This is a genomic window from Streptomyces sp. NBC_01498, from assembly GCF_036327775.1.
Taxonomy (GTDB): Bacteria; Actinomycetota; Actinomycetes; order Streptomycetales; family Streptomycetaceae; genus Streptomyces.
Genome location: NZ_CP109598.1, coordinates 260,440 through 284,855, shown reverse-complemented (window position 1 = coordinate 284,855; position 24,416 = coordinate 260,440). Strand labels below are relative to the sequence as shown.

At 72.3% G+C, this 24,416-nt stretch carries 12 protein-coding genes; 9 read left to right on the top strand and 3 right to left on the bottom strand.

The window, feature by feature from the left end; translation table 11 throughout:
• Positions 1–154: 154 nt before the first annotated feature.
• The gene (locus tag OG875_RS00950) at positions 155–475 is read right to left on the bottom strand and encodes a WhiB family transcriptional regulator (protein ID WP_330172275.1); all 321 of its coding nucleotides are present in this window, start codon (positions 473–475) and stop codon (positions 155–157) included.
• Positions 476–731: 256 nt separating this feature from the next.
• Here OG875_RS00950 and OG875_RS00945 point away from each other — a divergent pair, with 256 nt between their 5' ends.
• The gene (locus OG875_RS00945; protein WP_330172274.1) at positions 732–1,274 is read left to right on the top strand and encodes an EF-hand domain-containing protein; all 543 of its coding nucleotides are present in this window, start codon (positions 732–734) and stop codon (positions 1,272–1,274) included.
• A 143-nt stretch (positions 1,275–1,417) separates the two neighbouring features.
• On the opposite strand, the gene OG875_RS00940 is transcribed toward OG875_RS00945, so the two are convergent.
• Entirely contained in the window at positions 1,418–2,365 is a 948-nt protein-coding gene (locus OG875_RS00940; protein ID WP_330172273.1) for a methionyl-tRNA formyltransferase, read from the bottom strand.
• Positions 2,366–2,606: 241 nt separating this feature from the next.
• Here OG875_RS00940 and OG875_RS00935 point away from each other — a divergent pair, with 241 nt between their 5' ends.
• The 8 genes from OG875_RS00935 (at position 2,607) to OG875_RS00900 (ending at position 23,110) form a co-directional block, all read left to right on the top strand.
• The gene (locus tag OG875_RS00935) at positions 2,607–3,965 is read left to right on the top strand and encodes a lysine N(6)-hydroxylase/L-ornithine N(5)-oxygenase family protein (protein WP_330172272.1); all 1,359 of its coding nucleotides are present in this window, start codon (positions 2,607–2,609) and stop codon (positions 3,963–3,965) included.
• Between the two features lie 143 nt (positions 3,966–4,108).
• On the top strand, positions 4,109–5,167 hold the full coding sequence (locus tag OG875_RS00930; protein WP_330172271.1) for a FecCD family ABC transporter permease: 1,059 nt from the start codon (positions 4,109–4,111) through the stop codon (positions 5,165–5,167).
• Between the two features lie 17 nt (positions 5,168–5,184).
• Positions 5,185–6,270, top strand: a complete 1,086-nt coding sequence (locus OG875_RS00925; RefSeq protein WP_330177549.1) for a FecCD family ABC transporter permease — start codon at positions 5,185–5,187, stop codon at positions 6,268–6,270.
• Positions 6,271–6,395: 125 nt separating this feature from the next.
• The gene (locus tag OG875_RS00920; protein ID WP_330177548.1) at positions 6,396–7,172 is read left to right on the top strand and encodes an ABC transporter ATP-binding protein; all 777 of its coding nucleotides are present in this window, start codon (positions 6,396–6,398) and stop codon (positions 7,170–7,172) included.
• Between the two features lie 238 nt (positions 7,173–7,410).
• Positions 7,411–8,463, top strand: coding sequence for an iron-siderophore ABC transporter substrate-binding protein (locus OG875_RS00915; protein ID WP_330172270.1), 1,053 nt, complete (start codon positions 7,411–7,413; stop codon positions 8,461–8,463).
• Between the two features lie 63 nt (positions 8,464–8,526).
• The gene (locus OG875_RS00910; protein ID WP_330172269.1) at positions 8,527–10,347 is read left to right on the top strand and encodes an ABC transporter ATP-binding protein; all 1,821 of its coding nucleotides are present in this window, start codon (positions 8,527–8,529) and stop codon (positions 10,345–10,347) included.
• 42 nt (positions 10,348–10,389) lie between these two features.
• A complete protein-coding gene (locus tag OG875_RS00905) occupies positions 10,390–21,423 on the top strand; it encodes a non-ribosomal peptide synthetase (RefSeq protein WP_330172268.1) in 11,034 nt (3,677 codons plus the stop codon).
• A complete protein-coding gene (locus tag OG875_RS00900) occupies positions 21,410–23,110 on the top strand; it encodes an ABC transporter ATP-binding protein (RefSeq protein ID WP_330172267.1) in 1,701 nt (566 codons plus the stop codon). Before OG875_RS00905 ends, OG875_RS00900 begins: the two co-directional genes overlap by 14 nt.
• Positions 23,111–23,186: 76 nt before the next feature.
• Here the strand turns inward: OG875_RS00900 and OG875_RS00895 are convergent, their stop codons facing one another.
• Positions 23,187–24,287: an alpha/beta hydrolase-fold protein gene (locus tag OG875_RS00895; RefSeq protein WP_330172266.1), complete on the bottom strand. Its 1,101-nt coding sequence runs from the start codon at positions 24,285–24,287 to the stop codon at positions 23,187–23,189.
• Positions 24,288–24,416: the final 129 nt, after the last annotated feature.

The following is a 24,416-nucleotide window of genomic DNA, read 5'->3' as shown; positions in this document are numbered from 1 at the left end:
AAGATCGTGTCGCCCCCGCGAAGGGTCGGTCAAGGGTTTGAACGTTCGAATCGTTTTAACGCTCCAACCCGCCGCCGACGGGCGGCGGTCGGGCCGTCGGCGGCGTGAAGCGGGTCAGAACCGCACGAACCGGGCCGTCTGCTCGGACAGGCTTCTAGAAACCGCTGGCGCGCAGCGGTGACGTCGCGTCGTCCTCCGGGTGTTCGTGTTCGTCGCGCGCCGTCTCCAGCAGGCGCCGCCAGGACGTGACGGTCGGTCTCCGCCGCAGCAGCGCCCGCCGTTCACGCTCCGTCATACCGCCCCAGACACCGAACTCCTCGCGGTTGTCGAGGGCGTGGGCCAGGCACTCGGTACGCACCTGGCAGCCCAGGCACACCGACTTCGCCCGGTTCTGCTCCTGGCCCTGTACGAACAGGGTGTCCGGGTCGACGACCCGGCAGGCACCCCGCCCGCTCCACTCCGACTGTGCGCTCATCACGGCCCCTTCCCCTGGAAGGTCAGACGCTACAAAACGCTGTCGCGTTGCGACAGATGGCAGTTCGGCGATCACTCCTTCGGGTGAGAACCCGCTGGATTCCCCCACGAGTGGGTGACCGATCGCGCGTATGTGCTCATTGGGGAGGTGTCGCGGCCCTGCCTACAGTGAGGTGGTGTCCGCCGCGTGGTGTCCGTCACCGCGCGGCCACGGCCGTCCGCTGCATGACCCGGTCCGGTGTCGAGGGAGTCCGCTCATGGCCAGCGAGTTTCAGGAACGCAAACTCTCAGGCGTGTTCGCCGCGTTCGACACGGACGGCGACGGCTATCTGCGCGAGGAGGACTTCCGGGCGCTCGTCGCCCGCTGGAGCCGGCTGCCGGGGGTGGGTCCCGGTACCGAACTGCGGGCGCGGGTGGAGTCGTTGCTGATGGGCTGGTGGGCGGCGCTGCTGGAGATCGGGGACACCGACCGGGACGGCGCGATCGGCATGGACGAGGTGCTCGCGCTCGTGGACCGGCTCCCCGGCATGATCGCGGACGTGACCGCGACCGCCGACACCGTCTTCGACGCCGTGGACTCCGACGGGGACGGCACGATCTCCCCGGAGGAGCACCGCAGACTCGTCGAGACCTGGAACGGCCGGCCGGTGGACCTGACCGGTGTCTTCGCGCGTCTCGACGTCGACGGCGACGGCCGGCTCGGCCGCGCAGAATTCGCCCTGCTGTGGCGACAGTTCTGGATCAGCGACGACCCGGCGGAGCCGGGCAACCGGCTCTGCGGCCGGATCCCGGCCGACTGATCACGCGTCACGCGTGAGGCCCCGCCAACCCACGCGGTCGCACCCCACGCACCTACCGGTCCGCACGGCGCCGGGCTCGACTCCGCCGCCACGGCGTCCCGTTGACGCGGACCCCGTGGCGACGGCGTGTGGGAGCCGCGTCGTCAGGGGCGGCCGGTCAGATAGCCGCCCATCGAGGTGAAGTACTCCGTCGCGGGCAACTCCCGCCCGTCCTCGGTCCGTACCCGCGTGATCGCCAGCCCGTGGTTGCGGCCGGTGCGGGCGTCGGCTCCGGCGACGATCACCACACTGTCCCCCTCGCGGTAGAAGATCCGGCCGGGCGTCCCGCCGTACCGGCCCTCGGAGACGACCGCCGCCAGGACCTCCAGCCGCTTGCCCCGGTGGTGGGTGAAGGCGCTCGGGTACGGCTCCGACTGCGCGCGCACCAGCCGCTCCAGGTCCTCGGCCGGCCAGTTCCAGTCGATGCGGATGTCGTCGGCCGACCGCTTGTGGAAGAAGCTCGCCTGCGAGCGGTCCTGCTTGGTGAACTCCGTCTGCCCGGCCGCGATGAGACCGAGCGCGCCGATGGTGACCGGGGCGATGAGGTCGACCGTCTTGTGGAAGAGATCGGTGGCGGTGTCCTTCGGTCCGACCGGGACCGCCTCCTGCCGGACGATGTCCCCGGCGTCGAGTTCGTCGTCCATCAGGTGCGCGGTGACGCCGACCTCGGACTCGCCGTTGATCAGCGCCCAGATGAGCGGAGAGAAACCGGCGTACTTCGGCAGCAGCGAGTCGTGGACGTTCAGGGTGCCGTGGCGGGGGAGGCCGAAGACGCGCGGGGGAATCCAGGTGCGCCAGTTGTTGGCGACGATGATGTCCGGGTCCGCCGCCTTCAGACGCTCGAACAGCTCCTCGTCGTCCGGGCGGTTGCGGATCAGCACCGGTACGCCGTGCTCCTCGGCGAGATCGGCGACGGAGTCGCTCCAGATCTTCTCGTACGCGTGCTCGCTCTTGGGGTGCGTCACGACCAGCACCACGTCGTGCTCGGAGTCCAGAAGGGCTCGCAGGGTGCGGTGGCCCCAGGTCTGGTAACCGAACATGACGACCCGCATGGGGTTCCTCCTCAGAGCAGGGATGGACCGACCAGAGAGTTAAGCAAGGCTTACCTTAGTATGCAACTCGCCTGCGGGGCGGCCCAGTCGAGGGGACCGGCCGTCCGACCCCCTGTCGACAGCCGCAAAAGATTAGCTTAGGCTCACCTAAGTCATGGCGGGCGACGTCGTCGGTGCGCCCCCCTTCCGTATCTTCCCCCCGCACCCGACAGGCGGCTTCCCCCGTATGAATGGGAGTGACATGTCACAGGTTCTTCCTGGCGACGCAGCACCGGTCTACGACCTCATAGGAATCGGCTTCGGGCCGTCCAATGTGGCCATGTCGATCGCGGTCAACGAGCACAACGCGCGCGTCGGCAGGCAGGAGTCCGTCACCGCCCACTTCTTCGAGCAGCAACCGCGTTTCGGCTGGCACCGGGGCATGCTGATCGACGACGCGACCATGCAGGTGTCCTTCCTCAAGGACCTGGTGACACTCCGGAACCCGACCAGTGAGTTCAGCTTCCTCTGCTACCTGAAGAGCAAGGGCCGGCTGATCGACTTCATCAACCACAAGAACCTCTTCCCGCTGCGGGTCGAGTTCCACGACTACTTCGAGTGGGCCGCCGCCAAGGTCGACGACATGGTCTCGTACGGCCACGAGGTCGTCGGCATCACCCCGGTCGTCCGCGACGGCGCGGTGGAGTACCTGGACGTCACCGTACGGTCGGCGGAGGGGCTCGTCGTCCACCGCGCCCGCAACCTGGTCATCGGCACCGGACTGCGTCCCCAGATGCCGGAGGGCATCGAGCGCGGTGAACGCGTCTGGCACAACTCCGAGTTGCTGAAGAAGGTCGACTCCCTGGACGGCGCCTCGCCGTCCCGGTTCGTCGTCGTCGGCGCCGGGCAGAGCGCCGCCGAGAACGTCGCCTACCTGCACCGCCGCTTCCCCGAGGCCGAGGTGTGCGCGGTCTTCTCCCGTTACGGCTACAGCCCCGCCGACGACAGCGGCTTCGCCAACCGGATCTTCGACCCCGAGGCGGTCGACCAGTACTTCGCGGCCCCCGAGGACATCAAGGGCCGGCTGATGGACTACCACGGGAACACCAACTACTCCGTGGTGGACATCGATCTGATCGACGACCTGTACCGGCAGAGCTACCAGGAGAAGGTCCTCGGCACCGAGCGGCTGCGCTTCATCAACGTCTCCCGGCTGGTCGACGTCAAGGAGACCCCGGACAAGGCGCGCGCCACGGTGAAGTCCCTCGTCACCGGCGAGGAGACCTTCCTCGACGCCGACGTCGTGGTGTTCGCCACCGGCTACAGCCAGGCCGACCCCGTCGGACTCCTCGGCGAGGTCGGGCAGCGCTGTCTGCGCGACGACGAGGGCCGCGTCCGCGTCGAGCGCGACTACCGCATCGCGACCGACGACGCGCTGCGCTCCGGCATCTACCTCCAGGGCGGTACGGAGCACACGCACGGCATCACCTCGTCGCTGCTCTCCAACACCGCGATCCGGGTCGGCGAGATCCTCGACTCGGTGCTCGCCCGGGGCGCCGCCCCGGCCTCCGTGGCGGCCCGTCAACTCGCCGACGGCACCGGCACGGCCGCCCACCCGTAGGGCCCGCGCCGCCCACCCGTGGGGCCCGCCGCCCGGATCGGTTCCCCGGCCCTCCCGCCCGTCCGCGCGCCGGAGTCGAGCCGCCCGGTGAGGCCCGACAGGCCCGGCCTCCCCCGTACATCCAAGGGATAACGTACGTCGACATGAGCACGACTGTGGTGGAGCGGCCCCTGCCCGGGGGCACGACGAGGACCCGCCGACGGCGGGTGGTGGGCGTGGGGGCGCTGGTGGCGGTCCTCGCGGTCGCGGGGGCCCTGTCGCTGGCGGTCGGGGCACGCGCGCTGAGCCCCGCCGAGGTGTGGCACGGGCTGTTCGCGGCCCCCGATCCCGACCAGCGGCTCACCGAGATCCGGCTCATCGTGCGGACGGTGCGGGTGCCCCGGACCGTGCTCGCGATCGTGGCGGGCATCGCCCTCGGGGTCGGCGGGGCGCTGATCCAGGGGTACACGCGCAACCCGATCGCGGACACGGGGCTGCTCGGGGTGAACGCCGGCGCGTCGTTCGCCGTCGTGTCGGTCATCGCTCTCTTCGGCTTCACCGACCCGTTCCAGTACGTCTGGTTCTCCTTCGCCGGCGCCGGGGCCGCCGGGGTCGTCGTGTTCGGCCTGGCCAGCATCGGCCGGGGAGCCGGCAATCCGCTGACACTCGCGCTCGCCGGACAGGGCGTCACCGTCTTCCTCGCGGCGATGACCACGGCGGTGGCGCTGTCGGACAAGGAGTCGCTGAACGCGCTGCGCTTCTGGAACGCGGGCTCGGTGGCGGGCGTCGGCTTCGACACCATCTGGCCGGTGACCGCGTTCGTCGGGGCCGGGCTGGTGCTGGCGCTGACCACCCTGCCCGCCCTCAACCTGCTCAACCTCGGGGACGACGTGGCGCGCGGGCTCGGCGTGAACATGGCTCTGAGCCGCACCGTCGGCGTCGTCGCCATCACCCTGCTCGCCGGCGCGGCCACGGCGGCGTGCGGCCCCATCGCCTTCCTCGGGCTGATGGTCGCGCACCTGGCCCGCCGGCTCACCGGCCCGGACTACCGCTGGCTGGTGCCGTACGCGGGGCTGCTCGGCGCCGTGATCCTGCTGGTCTGCGACATCGTGGGGCGACTGGTGGTGCGGCCGGGCGAACTGGACTCGGGTGTCGTCGTCGCCCTCCTCGGGGCCCCGTTCTTCGCGGGCCTCGTGTGGCGAGGAAAGTTCAAGAGCGCGTGAACAGGACACATCAGCACATGAACGGGACGGCGCACGCGAAGCCCGACAGGCCCGCGGTGGCACCGGGCGTACGGCTCGGCCGGATGTCCTTCGTCTGGCGGCCCTGGGTCGTCCTGGTCACCCTGCTGCTGGCCGCGGCCTGCTTCCTGTTGTTCTGCGTGTCCATCGGCGTGGGGGACTTCCCCATCGCCCTGCCCCAGGTGATCGCCACCCTGGCCGGGCAGGGCGAACAGGTCGACGAGTTCGTGATCATGGACCTGCGGATGCCGCGTGCCCTGGCCGGTCTGGTCGTGGGTGTCGCGCTCGGCGTGTCCGGCGCGATCACGCAGTCCGTCGCGCGCAATCCGCTGGCCAGCCCGGACATCCTCGGCATCACCCAGGGGGCCGGGGTGGTCGCGGTGTTCCTGATCACGGTGTCGGGCGGTGCGGCCACCGTGGTCGTCGACTCCGTGGGCCAGTCGGCGGCGGCGCTCGCCGGCGGCCTCGTCACGGGCTTGCTGGTGTACTTCCTCGCGTGGCGGCGCGGCATCGACGGCCTGCGGCTGATCCTCATCGGCATCTCGGTGAGCGCCATGATGCAGGCCCTCACCACCTGGCTGCTGATCTCGGCCGACATCCGGGATGTCGCGCGGGCCCAGGTGTGGCTGATCGGCTCGCTGGACGGCCGGTCCTGGGACCAGGTCACGGTCGCGCTCTGGTCGACCCTGGTCCTGCTGGTCGTCGTGGTGGGAGCCGCCTTCCAGTTCAAACCGATGCATCTCGGCGACGACATCGCCGCGGGGCTCGGCGTCCGGCACGGGCGGATCCGCGCGGTGCTGCTGCTGTGCGCGGTCCTGCTGGCCGCCGTGGCGGTGAGCGCGGCGGGGCCCGTGCCGTTCGTCGCGCTGGTGGCGCCGCAGGTGGCGATGCGTCTGGCGCGCTGCCCCACCCCGCCGATGGCCGCCTCGGGCCTGGTGGGCGCCCTGCTGCTGATCGGGGCCGACCTCGTGGCACGGGCGGCGCTGCCGATCAGCCTGCCGGTCGGGGTGGTCACCGCCGCCGTCGGCGGTCCCTTCCTGGTCTATCTGCTGGTGCGGGCGAACCTCAGACAGTCAGATCGATGATAGAAAAGGTTAGGCAAACCTAACGAGGGGGGCACGTGACCGCTCAGTCCATCACCGAGTTCGCGTCGGCGACCGGGAACACGTCCACGGCCGGGACCGGGTCCGCCGTCGGCGGCGACGCCCGGCTGGCCGCCAGGGGCATCACGGTCGGGTACGGCGGACGGACCGTCATCGACACACTGGACGTGGCGATCCCGTCCGGGGTCATCACCACGATCATCGGCCCCAACGGCTGCGGTAAATCGACCCTGTTGCGCACCCTGACCCGGCTGCTCAAGCCGGCCGGCGGCACGGTCGTCCTCGACGGCCAGGACATCGCCGGCCTCCGGACCAGGGACGTCGCGAAGAAACTCGGGCTGCTGCCCCAGGCACCGGTCGCGCCGGAGGGTCTCACCGTGGCCGACCTGGTCGCCAGGGGCCGCCACCCGCACCAGAGTTGGCTGCGCCAGTGGTCCTCGGACGACGCGGAGGTCGTGGAGCGCGCCCTGGCCATGACCGGGGTCGCCGACCTGGCCGACCGCCCGGTCGACTCGCTCTCCGGCGGCCAGCGCCAGCGCGTCTGGATATCGATGACCCTGGCCCAGGGGACCGATCTGCTCCTGCTGGACGAGCCGACGACCTATCTGGACCTGGCGCACGCGATCGACGTGCTCGATCTCGTCGACGATCTGCACGAGTCGGGGCGCACCGTGGTCATGGTGCTGCACGACCTCAACCTGGCGGCGCGCTACAGCGACAACCTCGTGGTGATGCGGGACGGGGCGATCCTCGCGCAGGGACATCCGCGTGACGTGATCACCGCCGAGCTGCTGCACGAGGCGTTCGGGCTGCGCGCCCAGGTGATCGACGCCCCGGTGGGCGACGGCCCGGTCATCGTGCCGCTCGGCCGTACCCACGTCTGACAGACCGTCAGGTCGCGGAGCCGTTCTCCCGGGGCGTACGCGGGCCCGGAGCCGTCTCCCTGTCACCGCCGGACGCCCTCGTGGCGTCCGGCGGTCGCGTGCGGAGCCCCCCGCTCCAACCCATGGAACGGTCAAGGGAATTCATGGGTTAGGCTAGGCTAACCTCACCAACGCAGGATAAGGTTTGGCTGCCCTAAGACACGGGGCAGCCGCCGGCGCGAACGCAAGGGAATACCGGATGTCTCTCCAAAGCACGACGCTCGTGAAGCCGTGGCGGCGACTGGCGGCGACTCTGTCCGCCGCCGCGCTCGGTGTCGGACTCCTCGCGGGATGCGGTTCCGACTCGGCGGACAAGCCGACCGACGACGCACCCGCCGCCGCTGCCTCCGGGGCGTTCCCGGTCACCGTGGAGCACGCGTTCGGGTCCACGGAGGTCACCAAGGCCCCCCGGCGCGTCGTCTCCGTCGGCTACACCGACGACCAGGCCGTCCTCGCGTTCGGCATCAAGCCGGTCGGCATGGTCGACCAGTACCCGAACCCGGCGGGCCAGAGCCCCGACATCAACACCCAGTGGCCCTGGGTGAAGGACAAGTGGGGCGACGCCCGCCCCGAGGTCATCATGAAGAACGGTGACGCGGGCCCCAACTACGAGAAGATCGCCGCCCTTCGGCCGGACCTGATCATCGCGGTCTACTCCGAGATCGACCAGGCCGCGTACGACAAGCTGTCGCAGATCGCCCCGACCGTGGGCCGTACCAAGGCCGAGAAGGAGCCGTTCAGCGCTCCCTGGCAGGACAACGCGGTCCACATCGCCAAGGCGCTCGGCAAGGAGGACGAGGGCACCGAGCTCGTCCGGGGCATCCAGGACAAGCTCGACGCGGCGAAGAAGGCCAACCCCGCGTTCGCCGACCAGACGGCGGTCGTCATCTCCTGGTACAAGGACGCGATCTCGCCCTTCACTTCGACCGATGTGCGCGGCCAGTTGGTGACGGGCACCGGCTTCGCGTACCAGACGGAGATCGACAAGATCGCGGACGGCGGCTTCTCCACCGAACTCTCGCCCGAGCGCATCGACCTGATCGACGTCGACCGGGTCTTCGTCGTCAACGACAAGGTGGACACCGAGGCGTTGAACAAGTTCGAGCTGTTCGCCAACCTCCCCGCGGTCAAGAACGGCAAGGTGTCCTACCTGCTGGACAGCGAGGGCCCGGCGATCGGCGCCGCCATGTCCCAGGGCACGCTGCTCTCCCTGCCGTACGCGATCGACGAACTCGTCAAGTCCGCCAAGTAAAGGTGACGATGTGACCAACTCGCCCCGTCCGCTGCCCTGTTCACCACTCGGTACGGTCTCCGGGTGAGCGCCGCCACCGATACCCGCGTCCCCCCGGCCACCCTGCGTACGGCGACCGGGGGTGAGGCCGGCCGATGGGTCGTGACGCACTGCCGCGACCGGCCCTGGCTCACCCTCGCCACCGTGCTCACGACGGTGGCCGGGGCGGCGCTCCAGGTCCTCCCGGTGCTGCTGCTCGGCCAGGTGGTGGACGGGGTGGTCGAGGGCGAGCCGCGCTCGGTCCTGGTCACCGTCGGTGTGCTGATGGGGGCCGCCGCGCTGCTCGGCGCGGCGGCCACCGCCGCGTCGACGTATCTGATCGGACGGCTCGGCGCGGACCTCCTCGCGCACCTGCGCGAACGCGCGGTCCGCGCCGTCCTCGCGATGCCGAGCGCGCGGATCGAACAGGTCGGCCGGGGCGACGTGCTGTCCCGCGTCGGTGACGACGTGGCCGTGCTGTCCAAGGGCATCCGGACCGCCGTGCCCACCGTGTTCTCGGCCGGGGTGCTGGTCTTCATCGCCACGGTCGGCATGTTCGGACTCGACTGGCGGCTCGGGCTGGCGGGCGCGGGCGCGCTGCCCGCGTACGCGCTGGCGCTGCGCTGGTACCTGCCGCGTTCCGCCCCGCTCTACCGCGCGCAGCGGGTGGCCCAGGCCGACCGCGCCCAGGCCCTGATCAGCGGACTGAACGGTATCGACACCGTACGGGCGTACCGCCTGGAGGAGTCCGTCCGCGAGACCGTCACCCGTGAGTCGTGGCGGGTGCGCGACCTCGGTGTCGAGGTCTTCCGCTTCTTCGGCCGCTTCGTCGGCCGGGAGAACCGCGCCGAGTTCATCGGTCTGGTCCTCATCCTCGTGGTCGGGTACGCCCTGTTGGAGGCCGACGCGGCCACCCTGGGCGAGGTGTCGGCGGCGCCGCTGATGTTCCACCGGCTGTTCACCCCGCTCGGCGCCATCATGTTCACCTTCGACGAGGCACAGAAGTCGGGCGCGAGTCTGACCCGGCTGGTCGGGGTGCTGGGGGAGGACGCGCAGGACCGGCTGGTGGGCGACGGGACGGTCGCCCCGGCGGAAGCGGGCGCGTACCCGGTGACGGTGCGGGGGCTGACGTTCCGTTACCCCGGCGCCTACGAGCCGGTTCTGCGGGACGTCGACCTGACGATCCCGGCCGGGGGTTCGCTCGCCCTGGTCGGCGCCACCGGCGCGGGCAAGTCCACGCTGGCCGCGCTGATCGCCGGTATCGGCACCCCGGGGACGGGGTCCGTACGGGTCGGGCCGCACGATCTCGCCGGGCTGGACGAGGCCGGGGCACGGGCGTTGGTGAGCATCGTCACGCAGGAGACCCATGTGTTCTCCGGCACGCTCGCCGACGATCTGCGGCTCGCGTCGCCCGGGGCGACGGACGCCCGGCTGCTGGACGCGCTGCGCACGGTCGGCGCCCACGACTGGGTCGACGCGCTGCCCGACGGGCTGAACACCCCGGTGGGCGAGGGCGGCGAGCGGCTGGACGTCACCAAGGTCGCCCAGATCGCCCTGGCGCGGCTGGTGTTGAGCCGGTCGCCCGTGGTGGTGCTGGACGAGTCGACCGCGGAGGCGGGCAGCGAGGGCGCCGCCGAGCTCGAACGCGCCGTGCTGGCCGCGTGCGCGGGGCGGACCACGCTGTTCGTGGCGCACCGGCTGACCCAGGCGATGGCGGCGGACCACATCGCCGTCCTGGACGCGGGGCGCGTGGTCGAGCGCGGGACGCACGACGAACTGGTGGCGCTGGGCGGCCGGTACGCGCGCCTGTGGCAGGCGTGGCGCGAGGGCAGCGGGACCGGCCTTGATGAGGCAAGGCTAAGTTAGGTTAGGCTAACTTTCATGCCTGGAAGGGATGCTGAGTCTTCGATGATGGAACCGAGCGCTCGTCGCGTACTGCTTTCTCCCACTCGTGTGGCCGATGTACGGCGGCGGGTCGGTGACTACTCCGACCGGACCATCGCCGAAGCCTGTGCCGTCGGTCTCTCGTACTGGTCGACGGGGCGGAGCCCGGAGGGCATCGACCTGGCACCCGGCACGCTCTTCGCCGACGTCCTCGGCTGGATCGACAACGGCGGTGCCGGGAGCGGCGGTTGGGAGGTCCACCCGCACGGGGCGGACGGCGCGGACGGCTGGCGAATCACCGTTCCCGGCGATGTCGAGCCGGCCGGTGCCCAGCTCGCGCTGGACGACCTCGCCGACTTCCCCGACCGGCCGCTCGGCACCATCGCCCCCACGGGCGCGGCGGCCCGGCTCGCCGCCCTCACCGAGTGGAACGCCACCGAGGCCGACCGGGTCCGCCCCACCCTCGTGGAGATGTTCCACGAACAGGTCCGCAACCGGCCCGACGCCGTCGCCGTCGTGGACGAGCACCGCACGCTGACCTACCGTCAGACTGCCGCACTCGCCGGTCAGTTGGCACACCGTCTGATCGAACGCGGACTTCTCCCCGAACAGGTCGTCGGCATCTCTCTCGGCCGCTCCGCCGAGATGGTCGTCGGACTGCTCGCCGTACTCCAGGCCGGAGGCGCGTTCGTACCGCTCGACCCGCACTGGCCCGCCGCGCGCCGCGCCGTCGTCGTCGAGGACGCCCGCGTCGTCCTGCAACTCGGCGCCACCGCCGAGACCGCGCCCGGCGAACCGGACGCCGAACCCGTCGACATCGACGCCTGGGCGTACGGCTCCTACCCGGCCGACGGCACCGGTGTCTCCACGCCCGGCACCGCCCTGGCGTACGTGATCTTCACCTCCGGCTCCACCGGCCGCCCCAAGGGCGCGATGATCCGCCACGAGGCCATCAGCGAACGCCTGCTCTGGCAGTCCCGGGAGATCCTCGGCTTCGGCCACGACGACGCCTCCCTCTTCAAGGCACCGCTCTCCTTCGACATCTCCATCAACGAGATATTCCTGCCCCTGGTCACCGGCGGCCGGCTGATCGTCCTGCGCCCCGGCGGCGAACGCGACCCGCACCACCTGCTCGGCGTCATCGCCGAACAGCGCGTCACCTTCACGTACCTGGTCTCCTCCATGCTGGACGTCCTGCTGGAGATGGCCGACGGCTCCGGACGCCTCTCCAGCCTGCGCCACGTGTGGTGCGGCGGCGAGGTGCTGACCCCCGAGCTGTACGAGCGCTTCCGCACCCAGCTCGACATCCCGCTCTACCACGGCTACGGCCCCGCCGAGACGACCATCGGCGTCTCGCACGTCATCTACCGGGGCGAGGCGGAACGCCTGTCCACCTCGATCGGCAAGGCCAACCCCAACACCCAGCTCTACGTGCTGGACGACGAACTGCGCCCCGTCCCGGTCGGCGTCGGCGGCGAGCTGTACGCGGGCGGCTTCCTGCTCGGGCGCGGCTACGTCAACGCGCCCGGCCTCACCGCCTCCCGGTTCGTCGCCAACCCGTTCGCCACCGACGGCTCCCGGCTCTACCGCACCGGCGACCTCGCCCGGTTCGCCCCCGACGGATCACTGGACTTCCTCGGCCGCGCCGACAACCAGATCAAGATCCGCGGCATGCGGCTGGAGATCGAGGACGTCGAGGCCGGTCTCGCCGAACACCCCGGCGTACGGCACACCTGCGTCGTCGCGAAGAAGAACGCGGCCGGCGGCACCTATCTCGTCGGCTACGTCATCCCCGCCGCCGGGCACGAGGACCTGCGCGCCGACGACGTCAGGAACTGGGCCACCGACCACATGGTCGAGTACATGGTGCCCGCCCACACCGTCGTGATGACGGAGTTCCCCCTCACCGCCAACGGCAAGCTCGACCGGGCCGCCCTGCCCGAGCCCGCCGTCGGCACCGGCCCCCTCGTCCCGCCCGGCACCGAGAACGAACGGGTGGTGTGCGAGGTCGTCGCGGCGGTGCTGCGCCTCGACGAGGTCGGCGTCAACCAGGACTTCCTCCAGCTCGGCGGCGACAGCATCCTCGCTATCTCGCTGCTCAGCGCCCTGCGCGCCGCGGGACTCCATGTCACGACCCGCCAGATCTTCACCCACAGCGTCGTGGGGGCGCTCGCGGCCGTGGCGAGCCGTGAGGACGTCACCACCGTCGACCACCGCGACGTCCCGGCGGGCCGTGTCGTGGGCTCGCCCATCGTGCAGTGGCTCGGCGAGACCACCGACGCCGTCGACGGCTTCGTCCAGTCCGTGGTGCTCAACACCCCGGCCGACCTCACCGCCGACGCGCTCGACACGATCCTCACCGCCGTCCTCGGACGGCACCCCATGCTGCGCGCCAGGCTGGTACGCGGCGACCGCTGGAGCTTCGACATCCCGGAGACGGACACCGGGACGGCGCCGGGAGCGGGCCGGTCCGGCGCCGACTGGCAGGAGAGCGACCTTCCGCTCGACGCCTGCGTCGCGCTGGCCACCGACGCCCTCGACCCCGACCACGGGGTCATGCTGCGCGCGGTCTGGCGCCGCGAGGCACGCCACCTGGTCCTGGTCGCCCACCATGTGGTGATCGACGGCGTGTCCTGGCGCATCCTGATGGACGACCTGGCCACCGCCTGGCGGCAGTTCACCTCCGGCGACCCCGTCGAACCGCCCCCCACCGGCACCTCGTTCCGGCGCTGGACCCAGCTCCTGGAACGCGCCGCGTTCGACGCCGACAGCGCCTACTACCGGCGTCAACTGCCCGGAAATGACGGCCTGTTGGGCAGGCGCGCGCTGTCCGGCACCGACACCGTGGCACGGGAGAGGACCGAGACCGTCACGGTCGGCCCCGACATCACCGCGGCACTGCTGGGCGAGCTCCCGGCCAGATTCCACGCGGGTGTCAACGACGTCCTGCTGACCGCGCTCGCCGTCACCCTCACCCGGTGGCGCCGCGCGCTCGGCCAGGACCAGAGTCACGCCCACATCGAACTGGAGGGCCACGGCCGCGAACCGGGCTTCGTCGCGGACTCCGCGGGCTTCGAACCCGAACTGTCGCGCACCGTCGGCTGGTTCACCACCCTGTTCCCGGTGAGCGTGGACCCCGGCACGGCGCCCGACCTCACCGCGCCCGCCTATCTGGCCGCCGCGCTCAAGGCGGTCAAGGAAGACCTCGCGCGGGTGCCCGACAACGGCGTCTCGTACGGCGCGCTGCGCCATCTCGCGCACACCGACTTCGACGCGCCCGCACCCCAGGTGCTCTTCAACTACCTCGGCCGGTTCGACGCCGGAGCCTCCGGCGACTGGCAACTCGCGCGGACCACGGGGCAGTTGGGCGAGAAGCGGGACCCGAGGATGCGGCTGCCGCGCGCCCTGGAGTTCAACGCCATCGCCGAGCCCGCCCCGAGCGGCGCGTACGAACTGGTCACCACCCTCTCCTGGCCCGACGGCGTGTTCACCGACGAGGACATCGCGACCCTCGGCGGCTACTTCCGGGAGACCCTCGCCGGACTCGCCGCGCTGGAGCGGGGCGGCCACTCGCCGAGCGACTTCCCGCTGGTGCCCCTCACCCAGGCCGACGTCGACGCGCTGGACGGCCCGGCGCTGCGGGACATCCTGCCGCTGACCCCGTTGCAGGAGGGCCTGTACTTCCACTCCGTCTTCGACGACGACTCGGCGGGCAGCTACGTCGAACAGCAACTGCTCACGCTGGAGGGCGAGGTGGACGCCGACCGGCTCGCGGCGGCGGCCACCCGGCTGCTCGCGCTGTTCCCGAACCTGGCCGCGCGGTTCACCGCCCTGGCCGACGGCCGGGTGGTCGCCGTGCTGGAGAGCGGCACCCCGGCCCCCTTCACCACCCTGGACCGTCCCGGCCTCGGCGACGACGAACTCCGCGACCTCGCCGAACGCGACCGGCGCGCCGGATTCGACCTGGCCACCGGCCCGTTGATGCGGTTCACCCTGGTCCGGGACGGCGCCGTACGGAACGTCCTCGTCCAGACCGTGCACCACATCATCGCCGACGGCTGGTCGGTGCCGCCGATGCTCCGCGCACTGCTCGCCGAGTACCACGCGCCCGGCACCGTCCACCCGCGCGGCGGCTTCGCCGACTATCTGCACTGGCTCGCCGCCCGGGACGCCGACGAGAGCGACCGGGTCTGGCGGGACGAACTCGCCGGGCTGCCGGGCCCCTCACTGGTGGCCGAGGGACACACTCCCTCCGACCGGTTCGCCGACACCGCCCTCGACCCGGCGGACGAGACCGGGAACGAGGACGGCGGTCTCGCGCTCGACACCGCCGTCCGCACCGCCGGGGTCCCGCTCAGCGTCGCCGTGCACAGCGCCTGGGCACTGACCCTCGGCGGCCTCCTGCACAGCGAGGACGTGGTCTTCGGCTCCACGGTCTCCGGCCGCGACGCCGACGTGCCCGGCATCGGGGACATGGTGGGCCTGTTCATCAACACCATTCCGGTACGCGCCCGTTGGGCCACCGCCACCGCCACCGCCACCGCCACCGCCACCGGCACGGCCGCTCCCACCACGGCGCGCGAGCTGCTCGGCGCCGTACGCGCACACCAGAGCGCCGTCCTGCCGCACCAGCACGTCTCGCTGGCACGGATCGGCCGACAGGCCGGCGTCGGCACCCTGTTCGACACCCTGGTGGTGTTCGACGTCGCCACCGATCTCGGCGCGCTGCGCGGGACCGGCGACACACTGGCCGTCACCGAGGTCGTCAACGAGGGCGCTCCGCACTACCCGTTGACACTGGTCGTGGAGCGCACGGCCGACGGCCGCCCGCGCTTCAACCTGATCTACGACGGCGAACTGCTGCGCGAGTCGAGCGCCCGGGACATCCTGCGTACGTTCACCCGGGCCCTCGCGGGCCTGCTCACCCGCCCGGACGGCCCGGTCGCGGAGCTCACGGCCGGGGCCGACCGGCGGCCCGAGCCCGGCACCCCGGCCACCCTCGGCGCGCTCTTCGACGCCGCCGCCGACCGCGACCCCACCGCCGCCGCCGTCACCCACTGCGCACTCGACGGCACGTCGCACTCGCTGACCTACCGTCAACTGTTCTCGGCGAAGGACGAGTTGGCCGCCACGCTGCGCGCGGCCGGGGTCCGGCCCGGCACCCGCGTCGCCGTCGCCGTGCCGCGCTCCGCCGAACAGGTCGTCGCCCTTGTCGCGGCCGTCACCGCCGGGGGCGCCTACGTACCGCTCGACCTCGCCTATCCCGACGACCGGCTGGAGTACATCCTCGCCGACTCCGCCCCCCAGGTCGTGCTCGTGGACCGGGAGCAGCGGGAGCGCTTCACCCGCCTCCTCGCCCGTGCGGGCGTACCCGCCCGTGTCCTCGTCCAGGGCGACGACCTGCCGCCCGACACCACCACCACGGCGGGACCCGACGCAGCCCCGCACGACGCCGCGTACGTGATCTACACCTCCGGATCCACCGGCCGGCCCAAGGGCGTCGTCGTCCCGCACAGCGCCGTCGTGGCGCTGCTCGCCCACACCCGCCCCGACATGGACTTCGGCCCCGACGACGTATGGGTCCAATTCCACTCGTTCTCCTTCGACTTCGCGGTCTGGGAGCTGTGGGGCGCGCTGGCGCACGGCGGTGAGCTGCTGGTCCCGGAGTACGGGCTGACACGCTCGCCCGTCGACTTCCACCGGCTCGTCCGCGAGCGCGGGGTGACCGTCCTCAACCAGACCCCGTCCGCGTTCCACCAGTTCATCGAGGCCGACCGGCACGCCGGCGAACCCCTCCCGGCCCTGCGCCGCGTCATCTTCGGCGGCGAGGCCCTGGACCCGGCCCGGCTGCGCGGCTGGGTCGAGCGGCACGGCACAGCCTCGCCCGAACTGGTCAACATGTACGGCATCACCGAGACCACCGTCCATGTCACCCACCGGGTGCTCACCGACGACGACTTCGGCCCCGGCGACGACGTCAGCCCGATCGGCGGACCGATACCCGGCCTGGTCACCCATCTCCTGGACGACCGGCTGCGGCCCGTACCGCCCGGCCGGGTCGGCGCCATCTACGTCGCGGGCGACCAGCTGTCGCTCGGCTACCTGGGCAGGACCGGACTGACCGCCGGGCGCTTCGTGGCGAACCCGTTCACGGACGACGGCTCCCGCATGTACCACACGGGCGACCTCGCCCGCCGGACCCTCGACGGCGAGCTGGAGTTCGCCGGCCGCGCCGACGACCAGGTCCAGCTCAAGGGCTTCCGGATCGAACTCGGCGAAGTGGAGTCCGCCGTCAGGCAGTTGGACGGCGTGGTGGACGTGGCGGTGACCGTCGCGGACACCGGCGACCACCTCGTGGCCCATGTCGTGGGCTCGGTGCCCGCCGATCTCACCGGCCTGCTGTCCGCCACCCTGCCCGCGCACATGGTGCCGGGCCGGGTGCTGACCGCCGACGCACTGCCGCTGACGGTCAACGGCAAGCTGGACCGCAAGGCCCTCGCCGCACGCGCCGCGCGGGCCCCCGACGGACCCACCGCCCCGCACGGGACCCCGGTGGCCGCCGACGGGTCCGCGCTCGCCGCGCTGACCGGCATCTTCGCCGAGACGCTGCCCGGCGAGGACGTGGACGGCGACACCGACTTCTTCATGGCGGGCGGTGACAGCATCGTCGCCATCACCGTGATCAACCGGGCCAGGGCGCTCGGTCTGCCGATCGCCCCCCGCGACGTCTTCCTGTTCCGGACGCCGCGCGCGCTCGCCGGGAACCTGGCGAGCCGGGCACCGCGCACGCGGGCGCCCGCCCCGGCCCACCGCGCGGACGGCCCGTTCGCACCGACGCCGATCATCCTGCGCCAGCGCCGACTCGGCGGCTCACTCGCCCGGTTCGCCCAGGCCCGGACGCTCCTCGCCCCCGAGGGCAGCGGCTTCGCCGACGCCGAGCGCGCCGCGAACGCCGTCGTGGCCGCACACCCCGTCCTGCGGCTGCGGCTGGACGTCGACCACGGGGTGTGGACCCTGCGAACCGAACCCGCCCGCCCGGTCGCCGTCACCCGTATCGGGGCGAGCGAGGACACCGACGCCACCACCGCGGCGAACGAGGCCGCCGGGCGGCTCGACCCCGAGGCCGGGGACGTCGTCGCGTTCGCCTGGCTGGAGGCGAGCCGCACCCTCGTGGTCACCGCGCACCACCTCGCCGTCGACGCGGTGTCCTGGCTGATCCTCCTGGACGACCTGACCACCGCCCTCGGCGGCGCGGCCCTGCCGCCGCCCACCACCTCCTACGCCGAGTACGCGGACGCCCTCGCGGCACGGTCCACCCACACGGCCGACGGACTCGGCGCGTGGATCACCGCACTCGACGCCCCCGCCCCGCTGCCCGCGCCCGGCACACCGCGCGAGCGGACCGTCGTCCTGCCGCCCGAGGCGAGCGACCGGGTGACCCGCACCGCCCCCGCCGCCCTCGGCGTGGGCCTCACCGAACTGCTCTGCGGCGCCCTGCGCACCGCCCTCACCCACATCCAGCCCGAACCCACCGACCTCGCGATCGAACTGGAACGCCACGGCCGGGTCCCCGCCCTCGACCACCACGACTACACCCGTACGGTCGGCTGGTTCACCTCCGTCGCACCCGTCCGGCTCACCCCGCACACCGACCCCCTCGCCGCCGCACGCGAGGTCGCCGAACGCCAGCCCGACGAGCACGGGCACGTCGCGTACGGCCGGCTCCGCCACCTCAACCCGCAGACGGCCCCGCTGCTCACCGCCCACCCGCAGGTGCTGTTCAACTACCTCGGCCGGGGCGGCGAGTCCCGCGCCCTCAGGATCACCGGCGGCGACCGGCCGAGCCCGTACGCCGTCGAGGTCAACGCGTGGACCGACGACACCACCGGAAGCCTGCACGCGGCCTTCACCCTCGCCGACGGCGTCCCCGACGACATCACCGGGCACTGGCGCGACGCCCTGGAGCGGATCGCCGACGCCTCCGCCACGGCCGAGCGCACCGCGCCCGTCACCCCGCTCCAGCGGGGCCTGTACTTCCAGGCCCAGATGGCGGGCACGGCCGGACACTACGTCGCGCAGAGCTGGTTCACCTTCGACCGGCGCCTGGACACCGACGCGCTCACCGAGGCGATGGCGTACGTCATCGCCCGGCACCCGGTCGTGGGAGCGGGCTTCGGCACCGACACCGACGGGAACCCGGTGCAGCTCCTCAAGGCCGGGCGGCGCGTCGGCGTCCGTACGGTCACCCTGGCGACGGACGCGGAGGCCGAGGAGCTGCGCGCCCGTGACCGCGACACCGGATTCGACCCCGGGGAGCCGCCGCTGATCCGGCTCACCGTGGTGCGGCTGCCCGGCGACCGGGACGGCCTGCTGCTCAGCTACCACCTGCTGCTGTGGGACGGCTGGTCCCGCGAGATCCTGCTGCGCGACCTGTTCGACGCGTACGAGACCGTCCTGGCCGGCGGGCACCCGGTCGCGGTCCCGGCCACGCCGGGCTTCGAGGAGTACGCCCGGACGCTGGCCGCCAAGGACGCCGGCGCCTCGGAACGGTTCTGGGCGGAGCACCTGGCCGGGCTCCCCGGCCCCACCCTGCTCGCCGGACCGGCACCGGTCCTGCCCGACACCTTGCCGCGCCCGCTCACGCACACCCTCTCGGCCGAGCTGTCCGACCTCCTGCGGGATGCGGCCAAGACCCACGGTGTCACCCTCAACTCGGTGCTCACCGGAGCCTTCGGTCTGCTCCTCGGCGCCCACACCGGGCGCGGCGACGCCGTGTTCGGCGTCACCGTCTCCGGCCGCGAGGGCGAGGGGCTGTCCGACATCGTCGGCGTCCTCCTCAACACCGTGCCGATGTGGACCCGCGCCCGGCCCGACGACACGGTCGGCGCCTATCTGGCGGCCGTCCAGACGGCCCGCGTCGAGGCGATGGAGCACGAGCACCTGGGACTCGGCGAGATCCAGCGGGCCAGCGGCCACCCCACCCTGTTCGACAACCTGTTCGTGCTCCAGAACTTCCTGGACATGGACGCCTTCGCCGCGATGAACGCCCGGCACGGCATCGAGTCGGTCCGGGCCGACGACTCCACGCACTACCCGTTCACCTGGGTCGTCACGCCCGGCGACCGGCTCACGGTCAAGCTGGAGCACCGCGACGACGACCCCGCCGGGGCCCGTCGTCTCCTCGACGGCTATCTGCGGATCCTGGAGGACCTGGCCCGCGCCACCGGCCCGGTCGGCGCCCTGCCGGGGCTGGGCGAACAGCCCGAGCCCGCCCCGCGTACCGCCGTGGGCACGGACACCGTGGTCGACCGGTTCGACCGCGCGGCCGACCGTCACCCGGGGCGGATCGCCCTGGTCGCCGACGGCGCGACCACGACGTTCGGCGAACTCCGGGACCGCAGCCGCGCCGTGGCGGGCGTGCTCGCCGGGCGGGGCATCGGCCCCGAGACGACCGTGGGCCTCGCGATCCCGCGCTCACCGGACTGGATCGTCGCGCTGTTCGCGGTCCTGCGGACCGGCGCCGCCTACGTGCCGCTGGAACTGGACCACCCGGACGAGCGGATCGCGACGATCGTCGCCGACGCCCGCCCCGAGGTGATCCTCACCGTGAGCGCCGTCTCGCCCCGGCTGACCGGTGAACTGATCGAGCTGGACCGGCCGTTGCCGCAGACCGCGCCGTACACCACCTTCGACCCGGACGACCCGGACCGGCTGCGGCACCCCGCGTACACGATCTACACCTCCGGATCGACCGGCCGGCCCAAGGGTGTGGTGACGGAGTACGCCGGCCTCACCAACATGCTGATCAACCATCAGCGGCGGATCTTCGAACCGGTTCTCGCCGACCACGGCCACCGGGTCTTCCGGATCGCGCACACCGTGTCGTTCGCCTTCGACATGTCGTGGGAGGAACTGCTGTGGCTCGCCGACGGCCACGAGGTGCACATCTGCGACGAGGAACTGCGTCGTGACGCGCCCCGGTTGGTGGCGTACTGCCTGGAGCACGGCATCGACGTCGTCAACGTGACACCGACCTACGCGCAGCAACTGGTCGCCGAGGGGCTGCTCGACGATCCCGGACAACGGCCCGCGCTCGTCCTGTTGGGCGGCGAGGCCGTGACCCCCGGGCTCTGGCGGCGGCTCGCGGAGACCGAGGGGACGGTCGGCTACAACCTGTACGGGCCCACCGAGTACACCATCAACACGCTCGGCGTCGGCACCTTCGAGTGCCAGGACCCGGTGGTCGGCGTCGCCATCGACAACACCGAGGTGTACGTCCTCGATCCATGGCTGCGGCCCCTGCCCGACGGTGTCCCCGGTGAGCTGTACGTGTCGGGCGTCGGCATCGCGCGCGGCTATCTCGGACAGCCCGCCCAGACCGCGCACCGCTTCGTCGCCTGCCCGTTCGGCGCGCCGGGCGAGCGCATGTACCGCACCGGGGACCTGGTGACCCGGCGGCCCGACGGCAACCTGACGTATCTGGGCCGCACCGACCAGCAGGTCAAGATCCGGGGGCACCGGGTCGAACTCGGTGAGGTGGAGGCCGCGTTCGCGGCGCACCCGGCCGTACGGTTCGCCGCCGCCGTCGCCCAGCCGGACCCGGGGGTCGACGGCGCGTACCGGCTGGCGGTCTACCTCGTCCTGGACGGGGCCGACCTGGCCGCCGTCGCCGCCGAGGCCGGCGCCGGACTGCCGGACTTCCTGCGCCCCACGCACTACGCCCGGGTCGACGGCATCCCGCTCACGGTCAACGGCAAGGCCGACACCAGGGCACTGCCCGAGGCCAAGCCGCTGGGCGCGCTGACCACGGCGGCCGAACGCGGCCCCGGGACCGCGACCGAGACCTCGGTGTGCGAGTTCTTCGCCGAGGCCCTGGACCTGGACGACGACGAGGTGAGCGCGGTGAGCGACTTCGAGTCACTCGGCGGGCACTCCATGCTGGCGGTGCGGCTGATCGGCATGCTCCGCCGCGAGTACGGTCCTGTGATCACCATCCGTGATCTGTTCACCCTGCGAACCCCGGAAGCGATTGCCCGCCACCTTGATGAAAACTCCTGACCCCCAGCGGCCCCCAGCGGACTCCGGCATCCTGCGGACCGCGTTGCGCCGCAACCTCGGCGCCATGGCCAAGGGCACCGCGCTCATGGGCCTGTACCAGGCCGGAGAGACCGCCTTCCCCATCGCGCTCGGCCTGATCGTCGAACACGCCATGCAGGACCGGAGCCTCACGGCGCTCGGTCTGTCCATCGGCGCCCTGGCCGTGATCATCACGACCGTGTCGCTGTCGTGGCGGTTCGGCATGCGCGTCCTCCAGAAGGCCAACACCACCGAGGCGCACCGCTGGCGGGTACGGGTGGCGGCCTGCGGGCTCCAGCCCGTGGCCCGGGACGTCGACCTGAAGTCCGGCGAGGTGCTGACCATCGCCACCGAGGACGCCGACCAGACCGCCGACATCATCGAGGTCGTGCCCCTGCTGATCAGTTCACTGGTCGCGGTCCTGGTCGCGGCCGTGGCACTGGGTCTGGCGGACATCCGGCTCGGCCTGCTGGTGATCGTGGGAACCGTCGCGATCCTGTCGATCCTCGCCGTGCTGTCCAAACGGATCGGCGCCAGTACCCGGGAACAGCAGGCGCGGGTGGCGCGCGCCGGCGCGAAGGTCGCCGACCTGATCACCGGACTGCGCCCGCTGCACGGCTTCGGCGGCAACCACGCGGCGTTCCGCTCCTACCGGACGGTCAGCTCGGACGCGAAGCGGCAGGCGATCACCGTCGCGAAGGTGAACGGGGCGTACGCGGGCGCGGCACTGGCCCTCAACGCGGTCCTCGCCGCCGCCGTGACCCTGACGGCGGGGTGGCTGGCGTTCGACGGCCGGATCACCGTCGGGGAACTGGTGATGGCCGTGGGCCTCGCGCAGTTCATCATCGAGCCGCTGAAGCTGTTCTCCGAGATGCCGAAGTACGTGATGATGGCGCGCGCCTCGGCCGACCGGATGGCACTGGTGCTGACCGCGCCCCCCGTGACGACCCCGGGACCCGAACGCCCCGCGGCGGGCGGGGACCTGGAGGTCGACTGCGTCCGGTACGGCACCCTCAACCGGGTCAAGTTCACCGTGTCCGCGGGCGAGTTCGTGGCGATCACCGCCTACCAGCCGCGCGCGGCGGCCGAGCTGGCGTCGATCCTGGCCGTCGGCGTCCCGCCGGAGACGTACGAAGGGGAGGTACGGGTCGGCGGGCGGGCGATCGCGGAGCTGTCCATCGAGGCGGTCCGCGAACATCTGCTGGTCAACCCGTACGACGCGGAGATCTTCGCCGGCACACTCCGGACGAACATCGACCCCTCGGGCACCAGCGGTCTGGTGCCCGAGGCGGTGGAGGCGTCGATGCTGACCGACGTGGTCGCCCTGCATCGCGACGGACTCGACTACGCCGTCCGCGACAGGGGAGCCAACCTCTCCGGAGGGCAGCGGCAACGGCTGTCACTGGCCCGCGCGTTGGCCACCGACAGCGACGTCCTGGTGCTGCGGGACCCGACCACCGCCGTCGACGCGGTCACCGAACAGCTCATCGCGCGCAACGTCGCGGCGCTGCGCCGGGGCCGTACCACCGTCGTGATGACCAGCAGCCCGGCCCTGCTGGACGCCGCCGACCGGGTACTCGTGCTGGACGAGGGCGTGGTCACCGCCGAGGACACGCACCGCAATCTGCTCGCGACCGACGAGGAGTACCGCGTGGCGGTGACCCGGTGACCCGGTGACCCGGTGAACCGCCTTGCGCCGCGCGGGGGTCGAGGGGCGCGGTTCCGGGGGACGGTGGCCGGGCGGCTCAGCCGAGCGCCCAGGCCACGTCCCTGAGCAGGGCGTGCCGCCAGCCCACCCGGTCGTGGCCCGCCGGCGACCGCGACACCCGTACGGCCGCCCCGGCCTCCGCCACCAGGGCCTCGACCGGCTCGACGTGGGGCAGCATCCGCGTCTCGTGTTCCCCCAGGTCGAACGCGCAGCGCAGAGCGGACAGTTCGGGACGCCGCTCGCGCAGCCGCGCGGCGATCGTCCCGCCGGGCGGACCGCCCAGCGGGTCCGGGAGGCCGGTGGCCCCGGGCGCCCACCAGAACGACGGCGACTGACAGGCCACGCGGGAGACCAGCTCCGGGAACTCCAGCGCCGCGTACAGCGCGCTCAGCCCGCCGAGGCTCTGCCCGGCGACCACCAGCCGGTCCGGGTCGGCGGGCACGCCGCTCTCCGCCACCAGGGGCAGCAGTTCGTCGCGTATCGCCTCCCAGAGATCGGGCCGGCACCCGAACTCCGCCTCCCGGTCCTTGGACGGTACGAAGGCCAGGGTGACCGGCGGCAACTCCCCGGCCGCGACGGCCGAGTCGAACGCGGTCACGGCCGGATGCAGATAGAGCCAGTCGTCCCCGTCGAGCAGCAGGACCAACGGCCCGCCGCCGCCCGCCGGATGGAGGCGTACGGTACGCCGCCCGCCGAGCCGGTCGCTGCTCCAGCGCACCCGCGCGCGGGGGAGGGGCAGCACCTCGTCGGGGCCGAGGGCGGGCCAGTGCGGCTGGGCGGGCGCGTCCGGGACCGCGGCGAGCGACCGGTCGCCGCCCGCCCCCACCGGGTTGTACGGGTCGGCGAACGCGCCCTCTTCCGAACGGAGTTGATATGTCACCCGCAGCCGCGCGGGCATGGGCACCTCGGCGTACCAGCAGTCCGTCCCGGCCCGGCGGCGCAGCGCGACCGGCTGCGACCAGCCCTCGAACTCGACCGTCGCCGGTGATCCGCGCCACAGGAACAGGGTCCGCCAGCCGCCGTCGCCGCCGGGTACCGACAGCGGGGTGCGCGCCGCCGCCCAGAAGGTGTCGGTGCCGGGCTCACCGGGCAGCCCGTATTCGGCGAACGCGTGGTCCCGGCCGGCCGCGAGGGGCATCGACGTCTCCTTGTGAGAGGGCGGGCGAAGGGTTAGGCTCGCCGCTGATAAGGGGAGCCTAACCTAATGTGATCTCTCCTTCCATCGGACCGACGCACACCGCACACGACACCGCACACCGGACCCCGG